18 protein-coding genes are annotated in these 21,946 nt (G+C 40.3%); 10 read left to right on the plus strand and 8 right to left on the minus strand.

Translation table 11 applies throughout. From position 1 onward, the window contains the following. The first annotated feature begins 302 nt into the window (after positions 1-302). The 4 genes from H5118_RS03525 to H5118_RS03540 all read left to right on the plus strand — a co-directional run bounded on the left by H5118_RS03525 (position 303) and on the right by H5118_RS03540 (position 6,317). Positions 303-2,594 (plus strand): peptidase U32 family protein, encoded by a 2,292-nt coding sequence (locus H5118_RS03525; RefSeq protein ID WP_182747815.1) that lies wholly within the window; start codon positions 303-305, stop codon positions 2,592-2,594. Between the two features lie 10 nt (positions 2,595-2,604). Continuing rightward, complete coding sequence (locus H5118_RS03530) at positions 2,605-3,264, plus strand: glutathione S-transferase (RefSeq protein ID WP_182747817.1); 660 nt, start codon at positions 2,605-2,607, stop codon at positions 3,262-3,264. Between the two features lie 135 nt (positions 3,265-3,399). Next, positions 3,400-4,662, plus strand: coding sequence for a valine--pyruvate transaminase (locus tag H5118_RS03535; RefSeq protein WP_182747819.1), 1,263 nt, complete (start codon positions 3,400-3,402; stop codon positions 4,660-4,662). 455 nt (positions 4,663-5,117) lie between these two features. Beyond that, positions 5,118-6,317 carry an Nramp family divalent metal transporter gene (locus tag H5118_RS03540; RefSeq protein WP_182747821.1) on the plus strand — a complete coding sequence of 400 codons (1,200 nt, stop codon included), beginning with the start codon at positions 5,118-5,120 and terminating at the stop codon, positions 6,315-6,317. A 103-nt stretch (positions 6,318-6,420) separates the two neighbouring features. Here the strand turns inward: H5118_RS03540 and H5118_RS03545 are convergent, their stop codons facing one another. Continuing rightward, positions 6,421-6,873: a hypothetical protein gene (locus H5118_RS03545; RefSeq protein WP_182747823.1), complete on the minus strand. Its 453-nt coding sequence runs from the start codon at positions 6,871-6,873 to the stop codon at positions 6,421-6,423. A gap of 17 nt (positions 6,874-6,890) precedes the next feature. On the opposite strand from H5118_RS03545, the gene H5118_RS03550 reads away from it, so the two are divergent. Both H5118_RS03550 and H5118_RS03555 read left to right on the plus strand, forming a co-directional pair. Then, positions 6,891-8,048, plus strand: coding sequence for a PQQ-dependent sugar dehydrogenase (locus tag H5118_RS03550; protein ID WP_310736088.1), 1,158 nt, complete (start codon positions 6,891-6,893; stop codon positions 8,046-8,048). Positions 8,049-8,424: 376 nt separating this feature from the next. Beyond that, complete coding sequence (locus tag H5118_RS03555) at positions 8,425-9,477, plus strand: hypothetical protein (RefSeq protein WP_182694558.1); 1,053 nt, start codon at positions 8,425-8,427, stop codon at positions 9,475-9,477. A 144-nt stretch (positions 9,478-9,621) separates the two neighbouring features. Here H5118_RS03555 and serS read toward each other — a convergent pair whose 3' ends face one another. The 6 genes from serS to lrp all read right to left on the minus strand — a co-directional run bounded on the left by serS (position 9,622) and on the right by lrp (position 16,419). Continuing rightward, entirely contained in the window at positions 9,622-10,926 is a 1,305-nt protein-coding gene (gene serS / locus H5118_RS03560) for a serine--tRNA ligase (RefSeq protein ID WP_182747825.1), read from the minus strand. Between the two features lie 9 nt (positions 10,927-10,935). After that, positions 10,936-11,316, minus strand: coding sequence for a fluoride efflux transporter CrcB (crcB, locus tag H5118_RS03565; protein ID WP_021032117.1), 381 nt, complete (start codon positions 11,314-11,316; stop codon positions 10,936-10,938). Further along, the gene (locus H5118_RS03570; RefSeq protein ID WP_182747827.1) at positions 11,309-12,652 is read right to left on the minus strand and encodes a replication-associated recombination protein A; all 1,344 of its coding nucleotides are present in this window, start codon (positions 12,650-12,652) and stop codon (positions 11,309-11,311) included. The genes crcB and H5118_RS03570 overlap by 8 nt, the downstream gene beginning before the upstream one ends. After that, positions 12,645-13,271 (minus strand): outer membrane lipoprotein chaperone LolA, encoded by a 627-nt coding sequence (gene lolA / locus H5118_RS03575; RefSeq protein ID WP_138489158.1) that lies wholly within the window; start codon positions 13,269-13,271, stop codon positions 12,645-12,647. Before lolA ends, H5118_RS03570 begins: the two co-directional genes overlap by 8 nt. Then, positions 13,268-15,766 carry a DNA translocase FtsK gene (locus H5118_RS03580; protein ID WP_182747828.1) on the minus strand — a complete coding sequence of 833 codons (2,499 nt, stop codon included), beginning with the start codon at positions 15,764-15,766 and terminating at the stop codon, positions 13,268-13,270. The genes lolA and H5118_RS03580 overlap by 4 nt, the downstream gene beginning before the upstream one ends. A 173-nt stretch (positions 15,767-15,939) precedes the next feature. After that, complete coding sequence (gene lrp / locus H5118_RS03585; RefSeq protein WP_007582985.1) at positions 15,940-16,419, minus strand: leucine-responsive transcriptional regulator Lrp; 480 nt, start codon at positions 16,417-16,419, stop codon at positions 15,940-15,942. A gap of 142 nt (positions 16,420-16,561) precedes the next feature. On the opposite strand from lrp, the gene ald reads away from it, so the two are divergent. Beyond that, on the plus strand, positions 16,562-17,683 hold the full coding sequence (gene ald, locus H5118_RS03590; RefSeq protein WP_182196997.1) for an alanine dehydrogenase: 1,122 nt from the start codon (positions 16,562-16,564) through the stop codon (positions 17,681-17,683). Positions 17,684-17,816: 133 nt separating this feature from the next. Here ald and pssA read toward each other — a convergent pair whose 3' ends face one another. Further along, the gene (gene pssA, locus H5118_RS03595) at positions 17,817-19,142 is read right to left on the minus strand and encodes a CDP-diacylglycerol--serine O-phosphatidyltransferase (protein WP_182747830.1); all 1,326 of its coding nucleotides are present in this window, start codon (positions 19,140-19,142) and stop codon (positions 17,817-17,819) included. 286 nt (positions 19,143-19,428) lie between these two features. Here pssA and trxB point away from each other — a divergent pair, with 286 nt between their 5' ends. From trxB to H5118_RS03610, 3 genes are all read left to right on the plus strand, one after another. After that, positions 19,429-20,379, plus strand: coding sequence for a thioredoxin-disulfide reductase (gene trxB, locus H5118_RS03600; protein ID WP_166109300.1), 951 nt, complete (start codon positions 19,429-19,431; stop codon positions 20,377-20,379). A 95-nt stretch (positions 20,380-20,474) separates the two neighbouring features. Further along, positions 20,475-21,191 carry a leucyl/phenylalanyl-tRNA--protein transferase gene (aat, locus tag H5118_RS03605; RefSeq protein WP_182747832.1) on the plus strand — a complete coding sequence of 239 codons (717 nt, stop codon included), beginning with the start codon at positions 20,475-20,477 and terminating at the stop codon, positions 21,189-21,191. Then, positions 21,184-21,888 (plus strand): arginyltransferase, encoded by a 705-nt coding sequence (locus H5118_RS03610; protein ID WP_024606094.1) that lies wholly within the window; start codon positions 21,184-21,186, stop codon positions 21,886-21,888. The genes aat and H5118_RS03610 overlap by 8 nt, the downstream gene beginning before the upstream one ends. The last annotated feature ends 58 nt before the right edge of the window (positions 21,889-21,946 follow it).

The following is a 21,946-nucleotide window of genomic DNA, read 5'->3' on the forward strand; positions in this document are numbered from 1 at the left end:
TCTATACCAATCCGCAATAATACTTAATCATTTTGCGGGGCTAAACGTGTCGCTACCTGTGTTAAAAAATTATCATTTACGACTGCATGGATGCAGAAGGTAGAGCAATGCAGGAGCAATTGCCGAGAACAACTAAATAGCGAATTTTTTGCCTAGCTATCAACACGTTTTTCCAGCCTCAAAATAGATCACTTAATTAAGCGAATTGGTATTAGTCTTTATTATATCCCTCAATAAATAGCATTAACGTGCTTAACCATATAAAATTCGCGGCAATTAAATATGAGCGAAGCGACATTGTAATGAGTAGAAAGATTGAACTATTAGCCCCAGGCGGTGATGTTAACGCGGTAAAAGCCGCCATTGTAGCCGGTGCTAATGCGGTTTATTGTGGGTTAGATACCTTTAATGCACGTAACCGAGCGTCTAATCTTTCGTTTGATGAGCTTAACGGCGCACTTCGCCTAGCCCATGAATACGGCTGTGAAATATTTTTAACGCTAAATATAGTTATATTAGAGCACGAAATGGGCGCGCTATTTAAGCTACTTAACCAACTCGTAAATACCACGCTCGATGGCATTATTGTGCAAGATTTAGGGCTGTTTAATATAGTTAAAAAGCACTTTCCTACTTTGCATATTCACGCATCAACTCAGTTAACCACCCATAACGAATCACAGGTTGAGTTTTTAGCGCGCATTGGCGCTACACGTGTAAATTTATCGCGCGAGCTTAACTTAACTGAAATTAAAATATTGACCGACGTAGCGCACAAATGCGATGTATTAACCGAGGTGTTTGTACATGGTGCATTGTGTATTGCGTTTTCGGGGCAATGTTATTCAAGCTCAGTAAGTGTGGGTAACTCAGGTAACCGTGGACGTTGCTCACAAGCATGTCGTGATGAATACGAGCCAACCGCCATGGGTAACAAACATCCGTTAAACTTAAAAGATAATTCAGCCTATTTTGATTTACCGGAGTTGGTAGCCGCTGGTGTTGACTCGTTAAAAGTAGAAGGCCGCATTAAAGGTGCTAACTACGTTCATACCGTTATTGATAGCTGGCGCAAACAAATAGATACCTTTGTACAAACAGGTAATTTAATTGAAGACGATTCAAGCTTATACAAAGTATTTAACCGTAATTTTACTAATAAGTTTTTGCAAGGTGACATGACAAAAAACATGTTTACCGACAACCCGCGCGACCATAGCTTTGATCACGCTAACGAAAAGAGTAACGCGATTTCGGTTGTGCAAATTTACGATGCACAGCAAGAGCTCGCCGCAGAAAAAAATGACATTGATACGTTAGTTAAAAAGAAGATTGAGTTTTTAGATATTTCAAAGCGAGAACTACGTTTTGAGTTTGGCGGCCAATTAAACCAGCCATTTACAGTAACACTGACAATAAACGATAAACACGACAACACCGTAGCAGAACAAAGCGCCCTTCAACCTCTACGCTTTGAAGTTCAATCGCAAATGCCTATGCAAACCGCCGATAAATCGGTTGTTGATATTGCAGCTATTGATAAACGCTTTAAAACCTTTAGTAATGCCAATTTTGAAATTAAAAATATGGATTACTCAAACTTAGGCAACAACTTAAGCATTCCGTTTAAAGAGCTTGCCCGTATTAAAAAGCAAGTCGCGTTTTTATTAAACGAAGGCAAAGACGTCCTCGCCCCTGTTGAACTGCCAAAACTAGTAAACCACCCTAAAGCCGATAACAAAACAACACTCTCTATTTTAATATCGGACATAAAAGACGTTCATCTATGTGATTTAACAGATGGCGATGTTTACTTTAAATTACCAGAGAGCTTTAGAACCGATAACGATAAATACATTAATGTATTTTTAGAGCACCCACATTTAATTCCGTGGTTTCCGGCGGTGTTAATTGGTAAAGATTTTGAAGAAGCGGTACGTTTGCTCGAGGTTGTAAAACCTAAGCTTATTATTAGTAACAACACAGGCGTTGCATTTAAAGCAGTACAAATGGGTATTGACTGGATTGCAGGCCCATTATTAAACACCACAAATTCTTACGCGTTACTAACACTACAAGAAGATTTAAACGCAAAAGGCGCGTTTATTTCAAACGAAATAAACAAACCACAAATGCGTAATATTAAACGCCCTAACAACTTTAAAATGATGTACAGCATTTATCATCCAATACTAATGATGACTAGCCGACAATGTTTTTTCCAGCAAACAGTAGGATGTAAAAAACCACGCATTGACGCAAGCTGTATGCTGAGCTGTAAAAAAGAAACCACCGTTACCAATGTTAAAGGTATTAGCTTTGCTATTGATAAGCAAAAAGGCGGCTACCCAAGTATTTATAACCATGAGCAATTTTTAAACATGGATATTGTGAGTGACTTTGCCGACAAATTTGACGAGTTTATGATTGATTTAACCGACATTGGTTCAGGCGATAAAGAAAAACTGGATAAAGCCGTGTTACTTGCGCATTTTCAAGATTTAATTAACGGGCAAACACAAGCGGTTGAACACTTAAATAGCTTAGTTAAAGTACAAACCCGCCAGCAGTATGTTGAAGGCCTAAACAGCTAAGGTAACTAACATGACATTGCCATTATTATATTCATTACAACACTGCCCATACGCAATGCGTGCACGAATGGGTATTTTAATGGCAGAGCAACAAGTACTACTACGCGCTATAAAAACTAAAAATAAACCGCCGCATCTATTGCAAATATCGCCTAAAGGCACTGTGCCTGTTTTATTACTGCCTAATAACCAAGTTATAGATGAAAGCCTCGATATTATGCTGTGGGCTTTAAAGCAAAACGATCCGCATAATTTACTGCATACTCAAGACCCATTAGCACTTGAGCGCATGCTTGAGTTAATTAAACTAAACGATACGCAATTTAAACCGGTGCTCGAAAAGTACAAATTTTATGCTCGTACAAAAGACATGGCACAAATTTATTACCAAAAAGCCTGTGAAGAGTTTATTAAGCAATTTGAAGCAAAACTAACCACGCATAAATACTTAATTGGCGATGAAAAAAGTCTAGCCGATTATGCCCTGCTGCCATTTATTAGACAGTTTGCCCGTGTAGATAAACACTGGTACTTACAAAGTGAATACACGCATGTACGCGCATGGTTAAACGAGTTTTTACACGCCCCTATGTTCACCAAAGTCATGGCCAAATTTGATTTGTATATGGACTCCGGCGAAGAGTTTTTGTACGGCGTTAAAAAGCCTTAACTTAGCCTTTGTTTTATAAGGAATTACATTACTATAACTAGCTGTAAATCTTAGCATTGAATTATTCTCATCATCGGATTTAAGCCCAATATTTACGCTATACTGCCTCCCCATTATTAACAAACACTATGCATTATGAACTACTCAAACTTTGGCACTAAATTTACACAACCCAACGGCATTACCCAATTAATGGAAGACTTAGGCGGGGCTAAAAACAGTAACAATCCTAATATTGTTATGCTGGGTGGCGGTAACCCCGCATTAGTACCACAAGTAAATGAGGTTTTTTTAAGTGAATTACAAAAACTTGTTGCCAGCAATAAAGTATCGCAAGTATTTGGGCTTTACGATGGCCCAACCGGTAACGACGAGTTTAGAGCAGCATTAGCTGGCCAGCTAAGTAAAGAGTACGCATGGGATATTAGCGCCGATAACGTAGCACTTGGTAATGGCAGTCAAGCTAACTTTTTTGTGCTGTTTAATATGTTGGCAGGCGAAATGCCGGATGGCAGCCATAAAAAGATTTTATTTCCCCTTGCGCCAGAGTATATAGGTTATGCCGATCAAGGTTTATCGGCTGATATGTTTGTTGCCATAAAGCCTGATATAGAAATTTTAAATACAGGTAGTGCATCAAAACAGTTTAAATACGTCATTGATTTTAAAGCAGTTGAAAAAACACTAGCAAACGACAGCAGTATAAGCGCGCTGTGCGTATCACGCCCTACTAACCCAACAGGTAATGTAATTACTGACGATGAAGTAAAACACCTTGATTTGCTCGCTAAGCAATATGGCATTCCACTCATTATTGATAACGCATATGGCGATCCGTTTCCAGGTTGTATTTACACCGATGCAAACCTAACGTGGAACTCAAACATTATTTTATGTATGTCACTTTCAAAACTGGGCCTACCGGGTTTACGCAGCGGTATTGTAGTTGCAAACAATGAGATTATTAAAGCAATTGGCCGCGTAAACGGCAGCATGGTTTTATCGCCAAATAGTATTGGTCCGAGCTTAGTGACACGCTTAATTAACGACAACGAACTACTGCCACTGTGTCGTAATGTTGTACTGCCTTTTTATCGTAATAAAGCACACATAGCGATTGAGTTGTTTGACGAAGTATTTACCGAATTGCCTGTTTATTTGCACAAAGTTGAAGGTGCATTTTTTATGTGGCTGTGGTTTAAAGATGCAAAAATAACAAGCGAGGTGTTGTATCAACAACTTAAAGAGCAAGACGTGTATGTGATCCCAGGTCACAACTTTTTTATCGGCATTGACGATGATTGGGCGCACAAGCACGAGTGCATCCGTATTAACTATGCTACCGATGCAGATACCCTAAAAAAAGGCTTAGAAGCGATTAAAAGCCTAATAAAGTAAATATACTGATGCCGATATAAATATCGGCATCATTCATTTAATTCGCTTATATATTCGTTTGAAATTCATGCAAACGCACTGTATCCCCTTTAAATTTATATACTAGTTGGTATCCTACGCGCCCTTTTTTAATAGCAATTCGCTTAATTAAGTGATCTATCTGAGGTGAGAAAATCGTGTCGATAACCAGGCAAAAATTTCGTTATTTAGTTGTTCTATATCAGAAATTTTTAACGCAATTAGCGTCAGATTTAATCCCTCAAATTGATTAAGTATTATTGCGGATTGGTATAACATATGCCTATTAAAAAAGAAATCGTCAAGGAGCGAAACTGCTGCAAGGCACTTACTGTAAGTGACAGCTTTAACACAATCGGCATCGCGTATAAATATTGGTTTTAAACGTAAGATGTAACTTTAAATAGCAACATGCAATAGCACTATTAAGGTCAATTATGCGATTAGGACCAGGACTACTCGTCACCGCTGCCTTCATTGGACCAGGGACCATTACTACCGCCAGCGTGGCAGGTGCAAACTTTGGTTTTGCACTTATATGGACATTACTGTTTTCAGTAATTGCCACTATATTATTACAATCTATGGCGGCGCGCCTTGGCGTTGCCACCGGGCAAGATTTAGCCCAAGCGCTCAGAGCACATATTCAAACGCCCTTATTCAAATCTTTAGCTATATTTTTAGTCATTAGCGCGATTGGTGTGGGCAGTGCAGCTTATGAAGCGGGTAATTTAAGTGGCGCTAGCATGGGATTAATTGAAATATTCCCTCAAGTTAGTCCTCAACTATGGACACCACTTATTGCTTTTTTAAGTGCTGCTTTACTATATAGCGGCAAACATAAAGTGGTTGAAAACGCGCTAATTTTACTCGTTATTCTAATGAGCTTAGTGTTTATATCAACACTTGTAATGGCAGCGCCTTCACTGGGTGATGTATTTGCTGGTTTTATTCCTAGTATGCCTGAAGGCTCTATTACAACCATACTAGCTTTAGTTGGCACTACCATTGTGCCGTATAACTTATTTTTGCACTCCGGCGTACTCGCTGCTAGACACGACAGTAACAGCGACATGCAAAAAATGATTAAACAAACAAATGTTGATACAGGCCTATCAATCACTTTGGGCGGTGTGATCACTTTAGCTATTTTATCTACAGCTTCAGTTGCATTTTATGGCACCGATGCGGGGCAAATTAGTGCGGCCAATATGGCCGTGCAGCTAGAGCCATTGCTTGGTGACGCCGCTCATTACTTTTTTGCTATTGGTTTATTTGCTGCAGGTTTAACAAGTGCTATTACAGCGCCACTTGCGGGTGCGTATGCTGTGTGTGGCATGTTAGGCTGGTCTAACGATATGAGCAACACGCGCTTTAAAGGCGTTGCTATTGTTATTTTATTGTTTGGTGCTGCGGTGGCCTCACTCGGTTTAGACCCTGTCGCGGTAATTATATTCGCGCAAGCGGCTAACGGGTTATTACTCCCTATTGTTAGCACCTACCTTGTATGGCTGGTTAATCAAAAAGGGGTTATGGGAAACTACACTAACTCTTTGGTATTAAACCTGGTGACCCTACCCGTTTTAATCCTAATTTTTGGGCTAAGTAGCTACAAACTAATTAGTTTAATTTTTTGATTAAATTCTAAAAACCATATTTAAAGGCCGCTGTTTACAATAAACAGCGGCCTTTATTTATTAATCACTAAATAACGTATAAGCCGTACTTATATTCACACATCTAATACGCTTTTTGGTTTTTAGTTGCCTTAACTAATTGCGAAAACGCAAAACCACCTACCGCGCCTGCAAGCAGTTGAGCATAAAAACCCCAGCCTCTTGCGCCCGCTATAATATGAATATTCATAATTGACTCAATGGCGATTAACACAATAGCAAATGCCACAATGCCAGCAATAACAAATAGCTGAGTACTGTATTTTTGAACCTTTTTATAAAGCTTTGTTGTAGCAATAAAAGCGATGGCAAGTGCTAGGGCAATAATAGCGCCGTAGGTAGGTAATAGGCCTAACCAATCATCAAGCGTTAAACTAACGCGATCACTAAAGCCCACCACTACACCTACATTAACTAATTGATTGACAACGTATTGGCTATGAAACAAGCTAGCAAGTGTGAATGTAAGTAACCAAGAAACTAAAAATGAAGGCAATACACGTGTTAAAAACGACATGGTTATCTCAACTTTAAATAAAGCTTTTCTCTTATACTAGTCATGCTAGCAAAGGCTTGCCCCGTAAACAATGTATCTCTTTTTTTACTCTGCTTTCGCTTCTTTCGTTTTCTGTTAATGCAGATGCTACGTTACCAAAGGAGCAATACAGTACAAAAACACTGGCTACGCAATTACAGTCTCCGTGGAGCATGGTTGAACTACCAAACGGCACATGGCTAATTACAGAGCGTGATGGTCACGTAGTTATAGTTAAAAACAATGCGCAATCAAGAGTAAAACTAAATCTAACAGGTTTATACGTTGCAGGCCAAAGTGGTTTACTCGACATTGTATTATCACCAGATTATAACGACTCAAAAGAAATTATTTTTACCTATGCCCAAGGTGATGCAAGCGCAAACAGGCTGGTTGTTGCCAAAGCCACGTTTAATGGCACTGACTTTTCAAAGCCTAACGTTATTTATAAAGTAGCGACTGATAAAAACACACCGCAACATTACGCAGGACGCGCCCTTGTCTTACCCGACAATACATTATTAGTTTCAACGGGCGATGGGTTTGACTTTAGAGAGCAAGCACAAGCTATCACCAGCCAACTTGGTAAAATATTACGTATAAACCTAGATGGCACCATTCCAACAGATAACCCATTTATTTATCATAAAAACCTAAATGCACATGCTGTCTACTCACTTGGTCATCGTAACCCTCAAGGCTTAGTTTATGATTACGATACGCAGCAAATTGTTAGCCACGAGCACGGCCCTGCAGGCGGTGACGAGCTAAACTACTTAACCGCTAGCACTAATTACGGCTGGCCGGTAATCACCTATGGCAAAGATTACTCGCAAGCGCGTATTTCACCCTTTACCGAATATAAAGGCATGCAAAAACCAAGTGTTAATTGGACTCCATCAATAGCGCCATCAGGCATGGCATATTACGGCTCTAAACATGCAGCTTTTCCTTCGTTACAGCAACATGTGCTTATCACTACCCTTGTTGATAAAAAACTCTACAGCGTTAATCTGGCAAGTGGTGAATTTACCCAGTTTCACGTACTTCCTAAGGCCGCAGGCAGGTTAAGAGATGTGTTTATAACTGATAAGGGTAACGTCGCGGTATTAACAGACGGTAAAGAGGCAAAGCTAATGTTGATGACATCAAATTAATTCACAAAGGAGATAAGAGCCGCTGCGATTTTAAAGTAAGTAGCGGCTTTAGTGCATCTAAGTTCTTATGTATGAAGTCTATATTAACCTTTCATCTATAAAAAATAATTCTCATAAATTTTAACGATTTTTAATAACTTTAATTTATCTACTAAGATTAACACTTTAAATTAGGTACATGCCTGTTGTCTGTATAGTAGTGCGAATGCGCACCTCTTAAGTCCATCATTATCTGCTCCTTTTATTATTAAGAAGCAGTTCGTAATTAAGCTCAAGTAATCGTTCCCAAAATAATCACAATTTTAACGCGCTATTTATTTACAAATAAATCAATTGGTTTACAATTCGTACAAATTTAATTAAGAAGGAACTGAAGATGAAACAATCATTTACACTCATCGTAGTGGCTTTAGCTGTTGCCGGATGTGCTAGTACCAAAGTAGAAGATACAACTCCACTAAATCCAACTTCTGTACTGAAGGCTGAGTATGCAATTAATGGTTTATATGTACCTGACTACACAGGAAAGCAAACTGTACTAACTCGTGAATCGAAGCGAGTTATCCATGAAATAAATACATTTGATAGCTGGCTAATGCGCTGGGCAAATTCTGATAAGTCTCGTGTTTTTGATTCCCCTAAAAATAAAAGCTATTACATTGACTATGATGACGAGACATATAGCGAATGCCCTATGGCAGGTTGTGATGAAGTAAGCTTTACTGATAGCATTTTTGAGAAAGATGAAGATGCTGAAGAATATCAAACATACGAAGAAGTTGGTTGTAGTGTTGACTTGAAAGAGAATTCATTTGCTGTAGATAAAACGGGAAAAAGCCGAATAATTAATGGGTTCGATACAGAGCAGTACGTTGTTAACTGGACTACCCGCTACCACGATACCACTGGTGCAGAAGATAAAAACATCGTGACTTTTGATTTTTGGACCACAGCGCAAAATGCAAAAACTAAACGTGCATTACAAGTTCATGAGAAGTTTCAAGACAGCTACCTTAAAGCTATTGGCGATGACAATGCATTAATGAACTTATTAGGTGCGCAAGCCTATAAAGCTATTGCTGGATTTACAGGTGATATAAGTAACGAAGATAATCAGTTCGTTGGTGAGATTGGCCAAAAATTAGCAACTATTAAAGGTTACCCAATTTCAGTTAAACTTGAATGGAAACAACAATTGAAAGCCTGTAAAACCGCACGTAAACCTGTTGATTACAGCGCCGGATTAGATGAAGTTGGTTCACAACTGCTTGGTGGGCTAATGGATAAAGGTAAAGAAATGGTAATGGATCACTGGCGTAAAGATCCTGTAGTGCGCTATGTTTACGAAATAAAGTCTGTTGAAATGAAAGACGTTCGCGATAGTAAATTTGCTGTACCTAAAGATTTTAAATTAATAAATCGCTCGTAACCACTTAGCCATTAAAAGTACCGACACTTAAGTAAAATTTATATGTGTCGATAAAAATTAGTACCGATATAAATTTTTACTCAATAACAAAGCCGCTGTTTTTTAAACAGCGGCTTTTCTTTTAAAGCTTAACTAAACTGATTTTTATTGTTTACCAATCACTTCAAGCCCACCCATGTATGGGCGTAATACTTCTGGTACGACTACTGAGCCGTCGGCTTGTTGGTAGTTTTCTAGTATGGCTACGAGTGTACGACCAACCGCTAAACCTGAACCATTTAGTGTATGGAGTAACTCTGGTTTTTTAGCGCCTTCACGGCGAAAACGTGCTTGCATACGGCGCGCCTGAAAGTCAGCCATATTTGAACAAGACGAAATTTCGCGGTAGGTATCTTGTGCCGGTAACCATACTTCTAAGTCGTATGTTTTAGCTGCGCCAAAGCCCATGTCGCCCATACATAAAATTACTTTACGGTATGGTAGTTCTAGTGCTTGTAAAATTTGCTCTGCGTGGCCTGTTAGCTCTTCAAGCGCTTGCATTGAATCTTCTGGTTTTACTAGTTGAACTAGTTCAACTTTATCAAACTGGTGCTGACGAATTAAGCCGCGTGTATCGCGACCATAGCTGCCTGCTTCACTTCTAAAACACGGCGTGTGCGCAGTTAAGCGAATCGGTAAATCGCTTTCTTCGTAAATCTCATCGCGTGCGCTATTAGTAAGCGGTACTTCTGCTGTTGGGATTAAGCTAAAGCCAGCTTGTTGTTCACCGTCGTCGTTTACTAGGCCTAATGTATGGAATAAATCGCCTGCAAACTTAGGTAATTGACTTGTACCGTAAAGGCTTGCGCTATTTACTAAGTACGGTACATACATTTCTGTATAGCCGTTTTTATCTGTGTGGGTATCTAGCATGTATTGCGTAAGCGCACGGTGCATACGCGCTACTTGGCCGCGCATTACTGTAAAACGTGCGCCACTAATTTTAACGCCCATTTCGAAGTCTAGGCCGTTTAGGTCTTGGCCTACATCCACGTGATCTTTTACTTCAAAGTCGTACTTTTTAGGCGTGCCCCAGGTAAGTATTTCAACGTTGTCGTCTTCATCAGCGCCTTCTGGTACTGATTCGTCTGGCAAGTTTGGAATTGCTAATGCAATGTCGTTAATGGCGTTGAGTACTTCGTCTTGCGCTTTTTTAGTTGCGTCTAATTCGCTGCCTAAATTTGCCACTGCGTCTAGTAGTGGTTGTGCGTCTTCGCCTTTTGCTTTTGCTTGACCAATTGCTTTTGCGCTTGCATTACGTTGACTTTGAAGTTCTTGCGTTTTTACTTGTAATGTTTTGCGTTTTTCTTCAAGTGCCGTTACCGTCGCTACATCGAGTTCGTAACCGCGCGCCGCTAAACGTGCTGCAGTTTGTTCGATGTCTTGACGTAAAAATTTAGAATCTAACATGTTAGTTTTTTAACCTTTTTGCATTACTAGCTGAAGGCCCAGCCAAGCCATAAAAATACACACCATCACGTTTAAGATGATATTGAGGGCCATTTTAATAAAGTGACCTTGTTGTAATAACAACAACGAGTCCATTGAGAATGTTGAAAAGGTGGTTAATGCACCTAAAAAGCCAATACCGATAAGGGTTTTGGCGGGGCTTGCGGTGATAATTTCTTTATCTATCAAACCGTACAAAATGCCCATTAACAATGAACCCAGAATATTAACCGTCAACGTGCCAAAAGGGAATCCCCTACCGAGGAGTTTTAGCATGCTTTCGCTAATAAAAAACCGTAAACACGCACCTGAGGCTCCGCCAAGGGCGATCATCATATAAAGTTTAATCATTTTCGTATCGTCTAAGTGGGCTTTGCGCATCGCGCTCTTTTAGGTAATCGAGTTTTTGTCTAATTTTTTGCTCAAGTCCGCGCTCGCTCGGTAAGTAATATTCTTTGCCGTCCATTTCTGGTGGTAAGTATTTTTCACCTGCGGCAAATGCGCCTTCTTCATTGTGCGCATAACGATACTCAGCGCCGTAGCCTAAGTCTTTCATTAAGTTAGTTGGGGCATTACGTAAATGCTCTGGTACTGGGTAACTTGGCTCGTTTTTGGCATCTGCTTTTGCTTGATTAAACGCCATATAAACTGCATTACTTTTAGGTGCGCTGGCTAAATACAGTGTGGCTTGTGCTATTGCACGCTCGCCCTCGCTTGGGCCAACACGTTGAAATATATCCCACGCGTTTAAAGCCACTTCCATCGCACGCGGATCGGCGTTACCAATGTCTTCTGTAGCTATGGCAAGTAAACGCCTTGCTACATACAAAGGGTCGCCACCACCGGCTAAAATTCGGCAATACCAATACAGTGCACCGTCGGGGGAGCTACCTCGTACTGATTTATGAAAGGCCGATATTAAATCGTAAAACTCATCTCCGCCTTTATCGTATTTAGCTAAATGCGTTGGTAACACTTGGCTAAGTACGTGCTCATCTACGTTGTATTGACCGTTTTGCTCGGACGTTAAGTCAACTGCTTGTTCAAGTAAATTAAGTACTTTACGCGCATCGCCGCCACTTGCTTGGCAAAGTGCCTTTTTAGCGTTGTCGGCAATAGTGATGTGTTTTTGGCTTAGCTGCTCGTCTTGTTTAAGAGCGCGTTCTATTACGGTGTATAAGTTGGTATCGGCAAGCGATTTTAAAACATACACGCGTGCACGCGACAATATAGCGTTGTTAAGGGCAAACGATGGGTTTTCTGTGGTTGCACCTACAAATATAAAGGTGCCGTCTTCTATGTGCGGTAAAAAGGCATCTTGTTGGGATTTATTAAAGCGATGAACTTCGTCAACAAACATAAGGGTGCGTTGGCCACGGCTTTCTAGGTTGTCCCGCGCTTGCGTTACGCTGTCTCGTATATCTTTTACGCCTGCAGTTACCGCCGACATTTGAATAAGCGAAGCATCAGCATGGTTGGCAATTATTTGCGCAAGTGTGGTTTTACCCACACCAGGCGGGCCCCATAAAATTAAACTATGGCATCGCCCCGCGACAATTGCTTGATACAGTGGTTTATCAGCGCTTAATAAGTGCTGCTGACCAATGTATTCATCAAGCGTTGTAGGGCGCATACGCGCAGCAAGTGGGCGTACATCGGGCCCAAAATTAAAACCTAAATTACTCACCGTTACTCTGATCGTCTATTTCAACACCTTCAGGAGGCGTAAATTCAAAAGTGCTTTGATCAAGCGGTGTATTAACTTGGGCATTGTTAAACGTAAATGACGATAGCTGCCCAGAGTTGTCGGTAACCACTAGTTTAGCAAGCCCTTGCTCGTTACCCGCAAATGCTATATCAAGTTGTTCTACTTGGCTTTCTACGCCTTTATTTGGCGTTACGCTAAAGCCTGTACTTGTTGCAAGTACGCTGTATTTTTCCCACTGTGCTGGGTCTTTTGATGTCAGTAGCACAAATGGTGTTGAGTCGATTAGGCTGCTGGTTTTCATAATCGTTACTTGCTCAGCAAAGCTGTCGAAGTAATATGTTTTATCACCGTTTGATACAAATAACGTATCGTCTGGATTAGTTTGCTGCCAGCGAATCATCATAGGCTGTTGAAGCGCTATTGTGCCCTCGCCTTGCATAACTGCTTGGCCTTCTTTGTCTGTTACTTGTTGTGCAAACTGCGCTTTAAAGCTTTTTAAAGTGGCAAGTCTGTCTTGTAATGCTTGGCTGTCGTCAGCAAAGCTTGGTGCGGCAAGTACGCTGCCTAACACTAATAATAAGGCGTTAACTTTTTTCATGAATTTGCTCCATTAGGTACTAATACATCGCGAGCACCGTTATGACCTGGTGAACTCACGATACCCGATGTTTCCATTTGTTCTACTAAACGTGCTGCGCGGTTATAGCCAACACGTAATTTACGTTGCACTGACGATACCGATACTTTGCCGGTTTCAATTACAAACGACACAGCTTCGTCGTATAACGGATCAGATTCTTCATCTGCATTTTCGCTAGCTTCACCCGGTAATAAAATATCTTCAGTGGCATCGCCATTGAGTATTTCGTCAATGTAATTTGGTTTAGCACGTGCTTTCCAATCGTTTACTACGGCGTGTACTTCGTGGTCGTCTACAAACGCGCCATGCACACGCTCTGGTACGCTAGTGCCTGGCGGTAAATAAAGCATGTCGCCCATGCCTAGTAAGTTTTCTGCGCCTTGTTGGTCAAGTATTGTCCGTGAATCTATTTTGCTCGATACCTGAAACGCCATACGTGTTGGAATATTAGCTTTAATTAAGCCGGTAATTACATCAACTGACGGGCGCTGCGTAGCAAGCACTAAGTGAATCCCTGCCGCACGTGCTTTTTGAGCAATACGTGCAATAAGTTCTTCTACTTTTTTACCTACAATCATCATCATGTCGGCAAATTCGTCTATTACTACAACAATACTTGGTAATTTACCTAGCTCGTCGGGGCCTTCTTTCATGCCATCGGTGTCTTTAAATAATGGATCAAGAATTGGGTAACCCGCTTCATTGGCTTCAAGCACTTTTTGGTTGTAACCTTTTAAGTTACGCACACCCAATGCTGACATTAATTTATAACGACGTTCCATTTCGCCTACACACCAACGCAGTGCGTTAGCAGCTTCTTTCATATCGGTAACTACTTCACACAATAAATGCGGAATGCCTTCGTATACTGAAAGCTCAAGCATTTTAGGGTCAATCATGATCATACGTACATCGTCAGGACCCGATTTGTAAAGCAAGCTTACTATCATGACATTAACGCCCACTGATTTACCTGAACCAGTTGTACCGGCTACCAATAAATGTGGCATTTTACCTAAGTCAGCACATACCGGCTGACCAGCAATGTCTTTACCAAGCACCATGGTAAGAGGCGACGGATTTTGCTCAAATTTAGGGGCGTTTATTACTTCTGATAAACGAACTATTTCACGGTGTTTATTTGGAAGCTCAATACCAACATAGGTTTTACCTGGGATAACTTCTACAACACGTACACTAATTGCCGAAAGCGAACGGGCTAAATCTTTAGCTAAGCCTGTAATTTTAGACACTTTAATACCTGGCGCTAAATCTAGCTCAAAACGCGTAACAACGGGGCCTGGGTATACCGCTACTACGGTTGCTTGTACGTTAAAGTCGAGAAGTTTTGTCTCTACTAGGCGCGATACGCTATCAAGCTCTTCTTGCGAAATTGGGTTTTTAGCTTTATCCGGTCTGTCGAGTAAATCGAGCGATGGTAATGGCCCCGGTGGTGGCTCTTGCGTTAATAATTGCTCAAACTTTTCTTTTGCCGTTGGTGGTGGTTGATATTGCGCTTTTGGTTTAGGCATTGGTCTTGCTGGCGATACCACCGTTGTAACTGGTTTTTCAGGCTCCACAACTGGGCTTTGATCAAGCGCATTTAATGCAGCAGCCGTGTCCATTGGTTCGTCATCTATTGCGCTAAAGCCAATTTCTTGATCGAGTATATCGTCAAGTTCATCAAACGGCATAAAGTCATCACTAATTTGTGGTTCACTAAATGGTGTTTGAGGCTTATCTATTGCTTTTTGTTGATCTGCTTTTTTAGCTGATGTAGGCAGCTCTATTTGCTCTTTTATATCGTCTTCAAAATGGGCGTCTGCTTCATCGTTATTATTTACTTTACCTGCAGTGTGTTCTCGGTGCATCCAGCCTTTTGCATACGATACAACATAGCGATAAAGCCTAACCATTAAATCGCCAAGGTAATCTACAAAATCAACCCACGATACTCCCGTCAACAAGGTAAGCCCTGCAAAAAAGAAACACAGCAATAATATAGATGTACCGGTAAAGTTAAACGCAGGCATCATGGCTGATGCAATAACATCGCCCACTACTCCACCCGATGAAAAGTTATAAATATCGTCGAAATTAATACTACTAATAGCGGTAGCTGAGGTAATAAATAAAGCAAAACCAATAACACGCAGCGCTAAGGTAGTGTAATCAAGCTGTAAAATGCGGTGAGGTTGTTTAAATAGTAAGTAGCCAAATAACTGAATGGCCGCAGGCACTAAGTAAGCCAACCAACCAAAGGTGAGTAATAAAATGTCGGCTATCCATGCACCGGCTGCTCCTGTGATGTTGCTTACTTCGCTAAAACTAGTTTGCGACCATGCAGCATCTGCTGGATCAAAGCTGATCAAGGCACATAAAATAAATATTGCCGTAAAGGTACTGATAATCAGCCCTGTTTCTAATAGTCTTTGCACACCGTTTAGGCGCATAGTTCCCTATTCCTCTTTATTATTCTATTTTTATTCACACTTACTTAGCAGTGAAATACCTTAGCAGGAAATGCAATTTGTTGCACTTTATCTTAACCTTGATGGCCTGATTATGAACAAGTTTTTATAATTTGAGCTTATATAAGCAAATGACGCAGTTAATATAAATAACCTCAAGTAATATAAGGACGAATAATTACGCCTTCTTCACCTTTTACTTCTTCCATTACTACATAAGTTCGGCTTTCACTTACATTTGGCAGTTTCAATAGTATGTCGCCTAATACGCCACGGTATTCTGACATATCGTTTACGCGCGTTTTAAGTAAAAAATCAAAATTACCCGATACTAAATGACATTCAATAATTTCTTCGTGCTTTTTAACCGCAGCACTAAACTCATCAAATACGTCGGGAGATGTTTTAGTAATCGTTACTTCTACATACACCGATAAACCTTGCCCAAGCTTAGCGGGATCGACCACCGCTTTATAGCCAAGTATGTAACCTTCTCGTTCTAGCTTTTTTACTCGCTCCAAGCAGGGTGTGGCGCTTAGGCCAACTCGTCTGGCCAGTTCTACGTTCGACAAGCGTCCATCGTGTTGTAATTCCATTAAAATTTTACGGTCAATTCTATCTAATAATTGATGCATAGTGCCAACTAGTTTTTTATGCTGTTTATTTTTATTATCTAGATGATAACACTAGATTTGAGTTTAAAAAAGGTGAGACACACGGGCTTATGATGAATATAATAGTGGAAAATGTTAATCCGTTATTAATAAGGCAAATGATATGATTATTGGTGTTCCTAAAGAAATTAAAAACCATGAATACCGTGTAGGTATGGTTCCTGCGAGTGTTCGTGAATTAGTAAACCACGGTCACCAAGTGATTGTAGAAACTGATGCAGGCATGGGCATTGGTTTTACTAACGAAGATTACACACAAGCGGGTGCTGAAATTTTAGCAACTGCTGCTGATGTTTTCGCTAAAGCAGACATGATTGTAAAAGTAAAAGAGCCACAAGCTGTTGAACGTGCAATGCTACGTGAAGACCAAATTCTTTTCACTTACTTACACCTTGCACCTGATCTTCCACAAACTGAAGACCTTGTAAAAAGCAAAGCTATTTGTATTGCATACGAAACTGTAACTGACTCACGCGGTGGTTTACCGCTTCTTGCTCCTATGAGCGAAGTTGCTGGTCGTATGTCTATTCAAGCTGGTGCACAAGCGCTAGAAAAATCTAACCACGGTCGTGGCATGCTACTAGGTGGCGTACCAGGCGTTGAAGCGGCTAAAGTTGTTGTAATTGGCGGCGGCATGGTTGGTCGTAGCGCAGCTCAAATGGCTGTTGGTCTTGGAGCTGAAGTTGTAGTTCTTGATCGTAACATCGATGTATTACGTGCACTTGACGCGCAATTTGGTAATAAAGTAAAAGCTATTTACTCAACTGCTGATGCACTAGAAAAACACGTACTAGAAGCTGATTTAGTAATTGGTGGCGTACTAATCCCAGGTGCTGCTGCACCTAAACTAGTCACTGCTGCGCATATTAAAGCAATGAAACCTGGCTCTGCAATTGTTGACGTTGCAATCGACCAAGGTGGCTGTATTGCTACTTCTAAAGCAACGACGCATGCTGATCCTACTTTCATTGTTGATGAAGTTGTTCACTACTGTGTTGCTAACATGCCTGGCGCTGTTCCACGCACATCTACGTTTGCACTTAACAATGCAACATTGCCTTTCATCATTAATCTTGCAAACAAAGGTTATAAAAAGGCGCTACTAGATGACGCTCACTTCTTAAAAGGCTTAAACGTAATTAAAGGCCAAGTAACTTACAAAGAAGTAGCTGAAGCGTTCAACATGGAATATGTTGACCCACGCACAGCGGTAGAAAACGCATAATTTAGCGTTTATGTAGTTAGGTTGGTATTAAGTAATGTAGCTACCTAACTACAACCCATGAAAAAGCAGCTAATTAGCTGCTTTTTTTGTGTTTAAATTTTAGATTTATATACACTTATTTAGATAAGCTGGTTTAGATAAAACGTTTAATTATAAAATCTACTTTTACGCGTTTAGCTTGACCAAGTAGCTTTTTAACTGGCTGCGGATAATCATCCATTGTTTCTAAATCATCAGGACCTGTTAAACGACGGCAGTGCTGTAAGATTTCCTGCTTTTCGTTATCAATCGCTTCCATCATTGTTTGCTCTGGGTCTTCTATTAAAATACCGTTTTCGATATCTAATCCCCAAGCACGCGGGTTAAGGTTATGCCCACTTAATAAATGGTTTTTACGATCAGAACAAATCCCTTTTAAATGAAACGAATTACTTTCATCTTTCCACAGATACACATTTAAATTACCGTTATCGATGTGGCGTTTTTGCGTTTTTACAAACTTATGCAAAATAGTTTCGTATAAATAAGGTAATGCCCCTATTTTACTAAAAGGCTCGCTTGGCGGTAAATAAAAGTCATTGGCTGTTTTATCCCCTACCACAATCGTAACTTGCTTGCCTTGCTTTAATAATCGGCGCAGTGATCGCATAAGTGGCGCCGGAAAATTAAAGTATGGCGTATACAACACAAGCTCTTGCTCTGTGGTATCAAATAACGCTTTTATTAAACGATTTAACTCGTTATTACGACGACCAAGCCCTAAAAACAAACGAATACCTAATGCTTGCGTATTTAGTTGCTCTGCTGCGTTATAACTTGCGACTTTTAAATCACGCATTAATTGCTTTTGATCAAGTTTGAAGTCGTGTAAACGCTTAAGCGGTCGTGTGTCTATGCGTGGCACAGCATCGGAGCTAATTAGCTTTGTCTCAACAAAATCAACCACTGAGTCACACAGCTCGCTCTGCGTTATTAAAAAGTAACGATCGAGTCTGTAACGCTCGTTATACTGCAAATACACATTGTTTAAGCTTGCGCCACTGTAAAGTAAGGTATCGTCAATGACAAAACCCTTTAAATGTAATACGCCAAATAATTCTTTAGCTTTTACAGGTACGCCATAAACTTGTACGTTCGATTTAAACTTTTCTAAATCGTCACAGTATAAACTTGCGTTACCATCAGACTTCTCTGCACCAATTAAACCACGTTGCGCACGATGAAAATCCACCAGCACTTTTACATCAAGCGCAGGGTTCTCTAATGATACTCGATGCAGGGCTTCTAAAATCTCGCGGCCTGCTTCGTCATCCTGTAAATAAAGCGCTGTGATATAAATTCGTTTTTTTGCATTAGCTATCAAACGTAGCAATTGCGTTCGGTAATCTTGCGCATTGGTTAAGACGTTAACGTCTTTTGAAGTCAACCCGAATGCGGGTTTTTCCTGCCAAAATAACATAGTTGCCTATTCGCTTAGGTCACATAATCTATCAGTGACAAATAAAATTAGGTAAAACATAACAAAAAAAATCAAAGGGGTCATGAATTAACGCTGTTTTGTTGCCTGTTAGTCTATTTATTGAGCTACTTAGGTGTTTTAACTGTAAAAGTACTGAGCTCTAGTACACAATACTGCACAGCTTTTCGATTTGCGAAAAAAAATAATCGCGGATTTTGTTTACATCCGCCTTGTTTTTCTTAGAATCGAGCGCATTAAGACCGTATTAAACGTTTAGGATAAAATAATGACTGAAGCAAAACATTGTAAGCTACTAATTTTAGGCTCTGGCCCAGCTGGTTATACTGCCGCAGTATATGCAGCACGTGCAAATTTAAACCCTGTGTTAATTACAGGCATTCAACAAGGTGGTCAGTTAACAACCACTACTGAAGTTGAAAACTGGCCTGGTGATGCACACGGCTTAACGGGTCCTGCGTTAATGGATCGTATGAAAGAGCACGCTGAGCGCTTTGAAACTGAAATTGTGTTTGATCACATCAATAAAGTAGATGTATCTAAACGCCCTTTCACACTAACTGGCGACCAAGGTACTTACACATGTGATGCGCTAATCATTGCAACAGGTGCCTCTGCTAAGTATTTAGGTCTTGAGTCTGAAACTAAATTTCAGGGTCGTGGTGTTTCGGCTTGTGCTACTTGTGACGGTTTTTTCTATAAAGGTCAAAAAGTAGCAGTTGTTGGTGGTGGTAACACAGCGGTTGAAGAAGCGCTTTACCTATCTAACATTGCTGACGAAGTACATGTTATTCATCGTCGTGATAGTTTCCGCAGTGAAAAAATACTAGCAGACCGTCTTGCTGAAAAAGCAGCTAACGGTAATGTAGTAATGCATTACAACCGCACGCTTGACGAAGTATTAGGCGATCAAATGGGTGTAACAGGCGTTCGTATTAAAGATGCAAACTCTGATGCAACTGAAGAACTCGATTTAGCAGGCGTATTTATTGCTATTGGTCATAAACCAAATACTGATATGTTTGTTGGTCAATTAGAAATGAAAGATGGCTACTTAGTTGTAGAGTCTGGTCTTAACGGCAACGCAACACAAACAAGCGTAGAAGGCGTTTTTGCTGCAGGTGATGTGTCTGACCATATTTACCGTCAAGCAATCACATCAGCGGGTACAGGCTGTATGGCGGCACTTGATGCAGAGCGTTTCTTAGATAATTTATAAGCAATTAAATAAATAATTGAGGGCTGTCATTCAGCCCTTTTTTTATGCCCCAAATATAGTTACACTTTTACGATCAATTATAAAATAAGTACTATATGAAAAATCAGCTATACCAATTAAGCGAAACCGATATAGCATTCCCCAATCCGGAATACGCATTAGAATCCCCTGATGGCTTACTGGCAATTGGTGGCGATTTAAATCTGCCTCGTCTAAGCAATGCCTATAAAAACGGTATATTTCCTTGGTTTAGTGAAGATGAGCCTATTATGTGGTGGTCGCCGAGCGAGCGCGGTATTTTTGAGCTGGATGATTTTCATGTAAGTAAAAGCCTGCGTAAACATTTAAAAAAGCACCCTGTAAAAGTAACCATTAATAATGCCTTTGAGGAGGTAATAGAAGCTTGTCGCGATCAACGCCTTGATACCGATGGCACTTGGATCACCTCTGACATGCTCAACGCTTACGTTAATGCACACAATACTGGCATTGCCCATAGCTTAGAAGTGTGGAGCAACGGAGAGCTTGCAGGTGGCTTATACGGTATTATGCAAAATGGTGTTTTTTGTGGTGAATCAATGTTTCATCATCAAACCAATTGCTCAAAGCTTGCTATGTGGGCACTGGTAAATTGGCTTAAACGTCATAATGCGCATTTTATTGATTGCCAGTTAGAAAACCCTTATTTAATGACCTTAGGTGCACAAGTAATCCCCCGCTCAACATTTTTGACTAAACTAAAAGCTGCACATAACTATATTATTAATCCTATTATGTGGGAGCCACAAGAACTTGACGCAATCTATGAATGAGCAACTTCCTGCACGTGTTGGTTTAACCCAAGAGTTTGACTGTAGCTATTTACCCAACAGACAAGAGCAACTTTTAGTTATTCTAGATCCTAGTTGCTACAGCACAGACAAATTTGAGTCATTATTAGGCTTAGGGTTTCGTCGCAGTGGTAACCAAATATATCGTCCGCACTGCCCAATATGCAGTGCATGTAACTCTGTACGTGTATTAGCACAAGACTTTATCCCTTCAAAATCGCAAAAACGTAAACTAAACAAAGCAAAAAACCAGTTTGAAGTAAAATACTCGACGCAAGAACGCCCTGAGTATTATCCGCTCTATAGTAAATACATAACGATGCGCCATCAGGATGGAAGTATGTATCCTCCTGAAAAAGAACAGTTTCAAAGCTTTTTACTTTGCAGTTGGCTCAAAATCACATTTATTGAACTATGGCACCAAGATACTTTAGCAGCAGTTGCCGTAACTGATTGTATGAACAGCTCTATTTCTGCAATTTATACTTTTTTTGACCCCGACTTTGAACACTATAGTTTAGGCTCTGTGATGATATTAGAGCAGCTTAAATTTGCAAAAGAGCAAAATAAGCAATACGTGTACTTAGGCTATCAAATTGATGAATGCGATAAAATGAAGTACAAAACTCAGTTTTTACCAGCTCAAAAACAGCTCAATGATGAGTGGGTGGCTATTTAATTTGCAAATATAGCCCCTGCGCCTTTACTTATTGGTGTATTTTGGGCAAAATCTGCAG

Origin of the sequence: Pseudoalteromonas sp. SR41-1 (assembly GCF_014164015.1) — a bacterium.
Lineage (GTDB): Bacteria > Pseudomonadota > Gammaproteobacteria > Enterobacterales > Alteromonadaceae > Pseudoalteromonas > Pseudoalteromonas distincta.

Bases quoted from the DNA above. Each gene is read 5' to 3' on its own strand.
- H5118_RS03525 (WP_182747815.1), top strand. From the start codon at position 303: ATGAGTAGAAAGATTGAACTATTAGCCCCAGGCGGTGATGTTAACGCG.
- H5118_RS03530 (WP_182747817.1), top strand. From the start codon at position 2,605: ATGACATTGCCATTATTATATTCATTACAACACTGCCCATACGCAATG.
- H5118_RS03535 (WP_182747819.1), top strand. From the start codon at position 3,400: ATGAACTACTCAAACTTTGGCACTAAATTTACACAACCCAACGGCATT.
- H5118_RS03540 (WP_182747821.1), top strand. From the start codon at position 5,118: ATGCGATTAGGACCAGGACTACTCGTCACCGCTGCCTTCATTGGACCA.
- H5118_RS03545 (WP_182747823.1), bottom strand. From the start codon at position 6,873: ATGTCGTTTTTAACACGTGTATTGCCTTCATTTTTAGTTTCTTGGTTA.
- H5118_RS03555 (WP_182694558.1), top strand. From the start codon at position 8,425: ATGAAACAATCATTTACACTCATCGTAGTGGCTTTAGCTGTTGCCGGA.
- serS (WP_182747825.1), bottom strand. From the start codon at position 10,926: ATGTTAGATTCTAAATTTTTACGTCAAGACATCGAACAAACTGCAGCA.
- crcB (WP_021032117.1), bottom strand. From the start codon at position 11,316: ATGATTAAACTTTATATGATGATCGCCCTTGGCGGAGCCTCAGGTGCG.
- lolA (WP_138489158.1), bottom strand. From the start codon at position 13,271: ATGAAAAAAGTTAACGCCTTATTATTAGTGTTAGGCAGCGTACTTGCC.
- H5118_RS03580 (WP_182747828.1), bottom strand. From the start codon at position 15,766: ATGCGCCTAAACGGTGTGCAAAGACTATTAGAAACAGGGCTGATTATC.
- lrp (WP_007582985.1), bottom strand. From the start codon at position 16,419: ATGCATCAATTATTAGATAGAATTGACCGTAAAATTTTAATGGAATTA.
- ald (WP_182196997.1), top strand. From the start codon at position 16,562: ATGATTATTGGTGTTCCTAAAGAAATTAAAAACCATGAATACCGTGTA.
- pssA (WP_182747830.1), bottom strand. From the start codon at position 19,142: ATGTTATTTTGGCAGGAAAAACCCGCATTCGGGTTGACTTCAAAAGAC.
- trxB (WP_166109300.1), top strand. From the start codon at position 19,429: ATGACTGAAGCAAAACATTGTAAGCTACTAATTTTAGGCTCTGGCCCA.
- aat (WP_182747832.1), top strand. From the start codon at position 20,475: ATGAAAAATCAGCTATACCAATTAAGCGAAACCGATATAGCATTCCCC.
- H5118_RS03610 (WP_024606094.1), top strand. From the start codon at position 21,184: ATGAATGAGCAACTTCCTGCACGTGTTGGTTTAACCCAAGAGTTTGAC.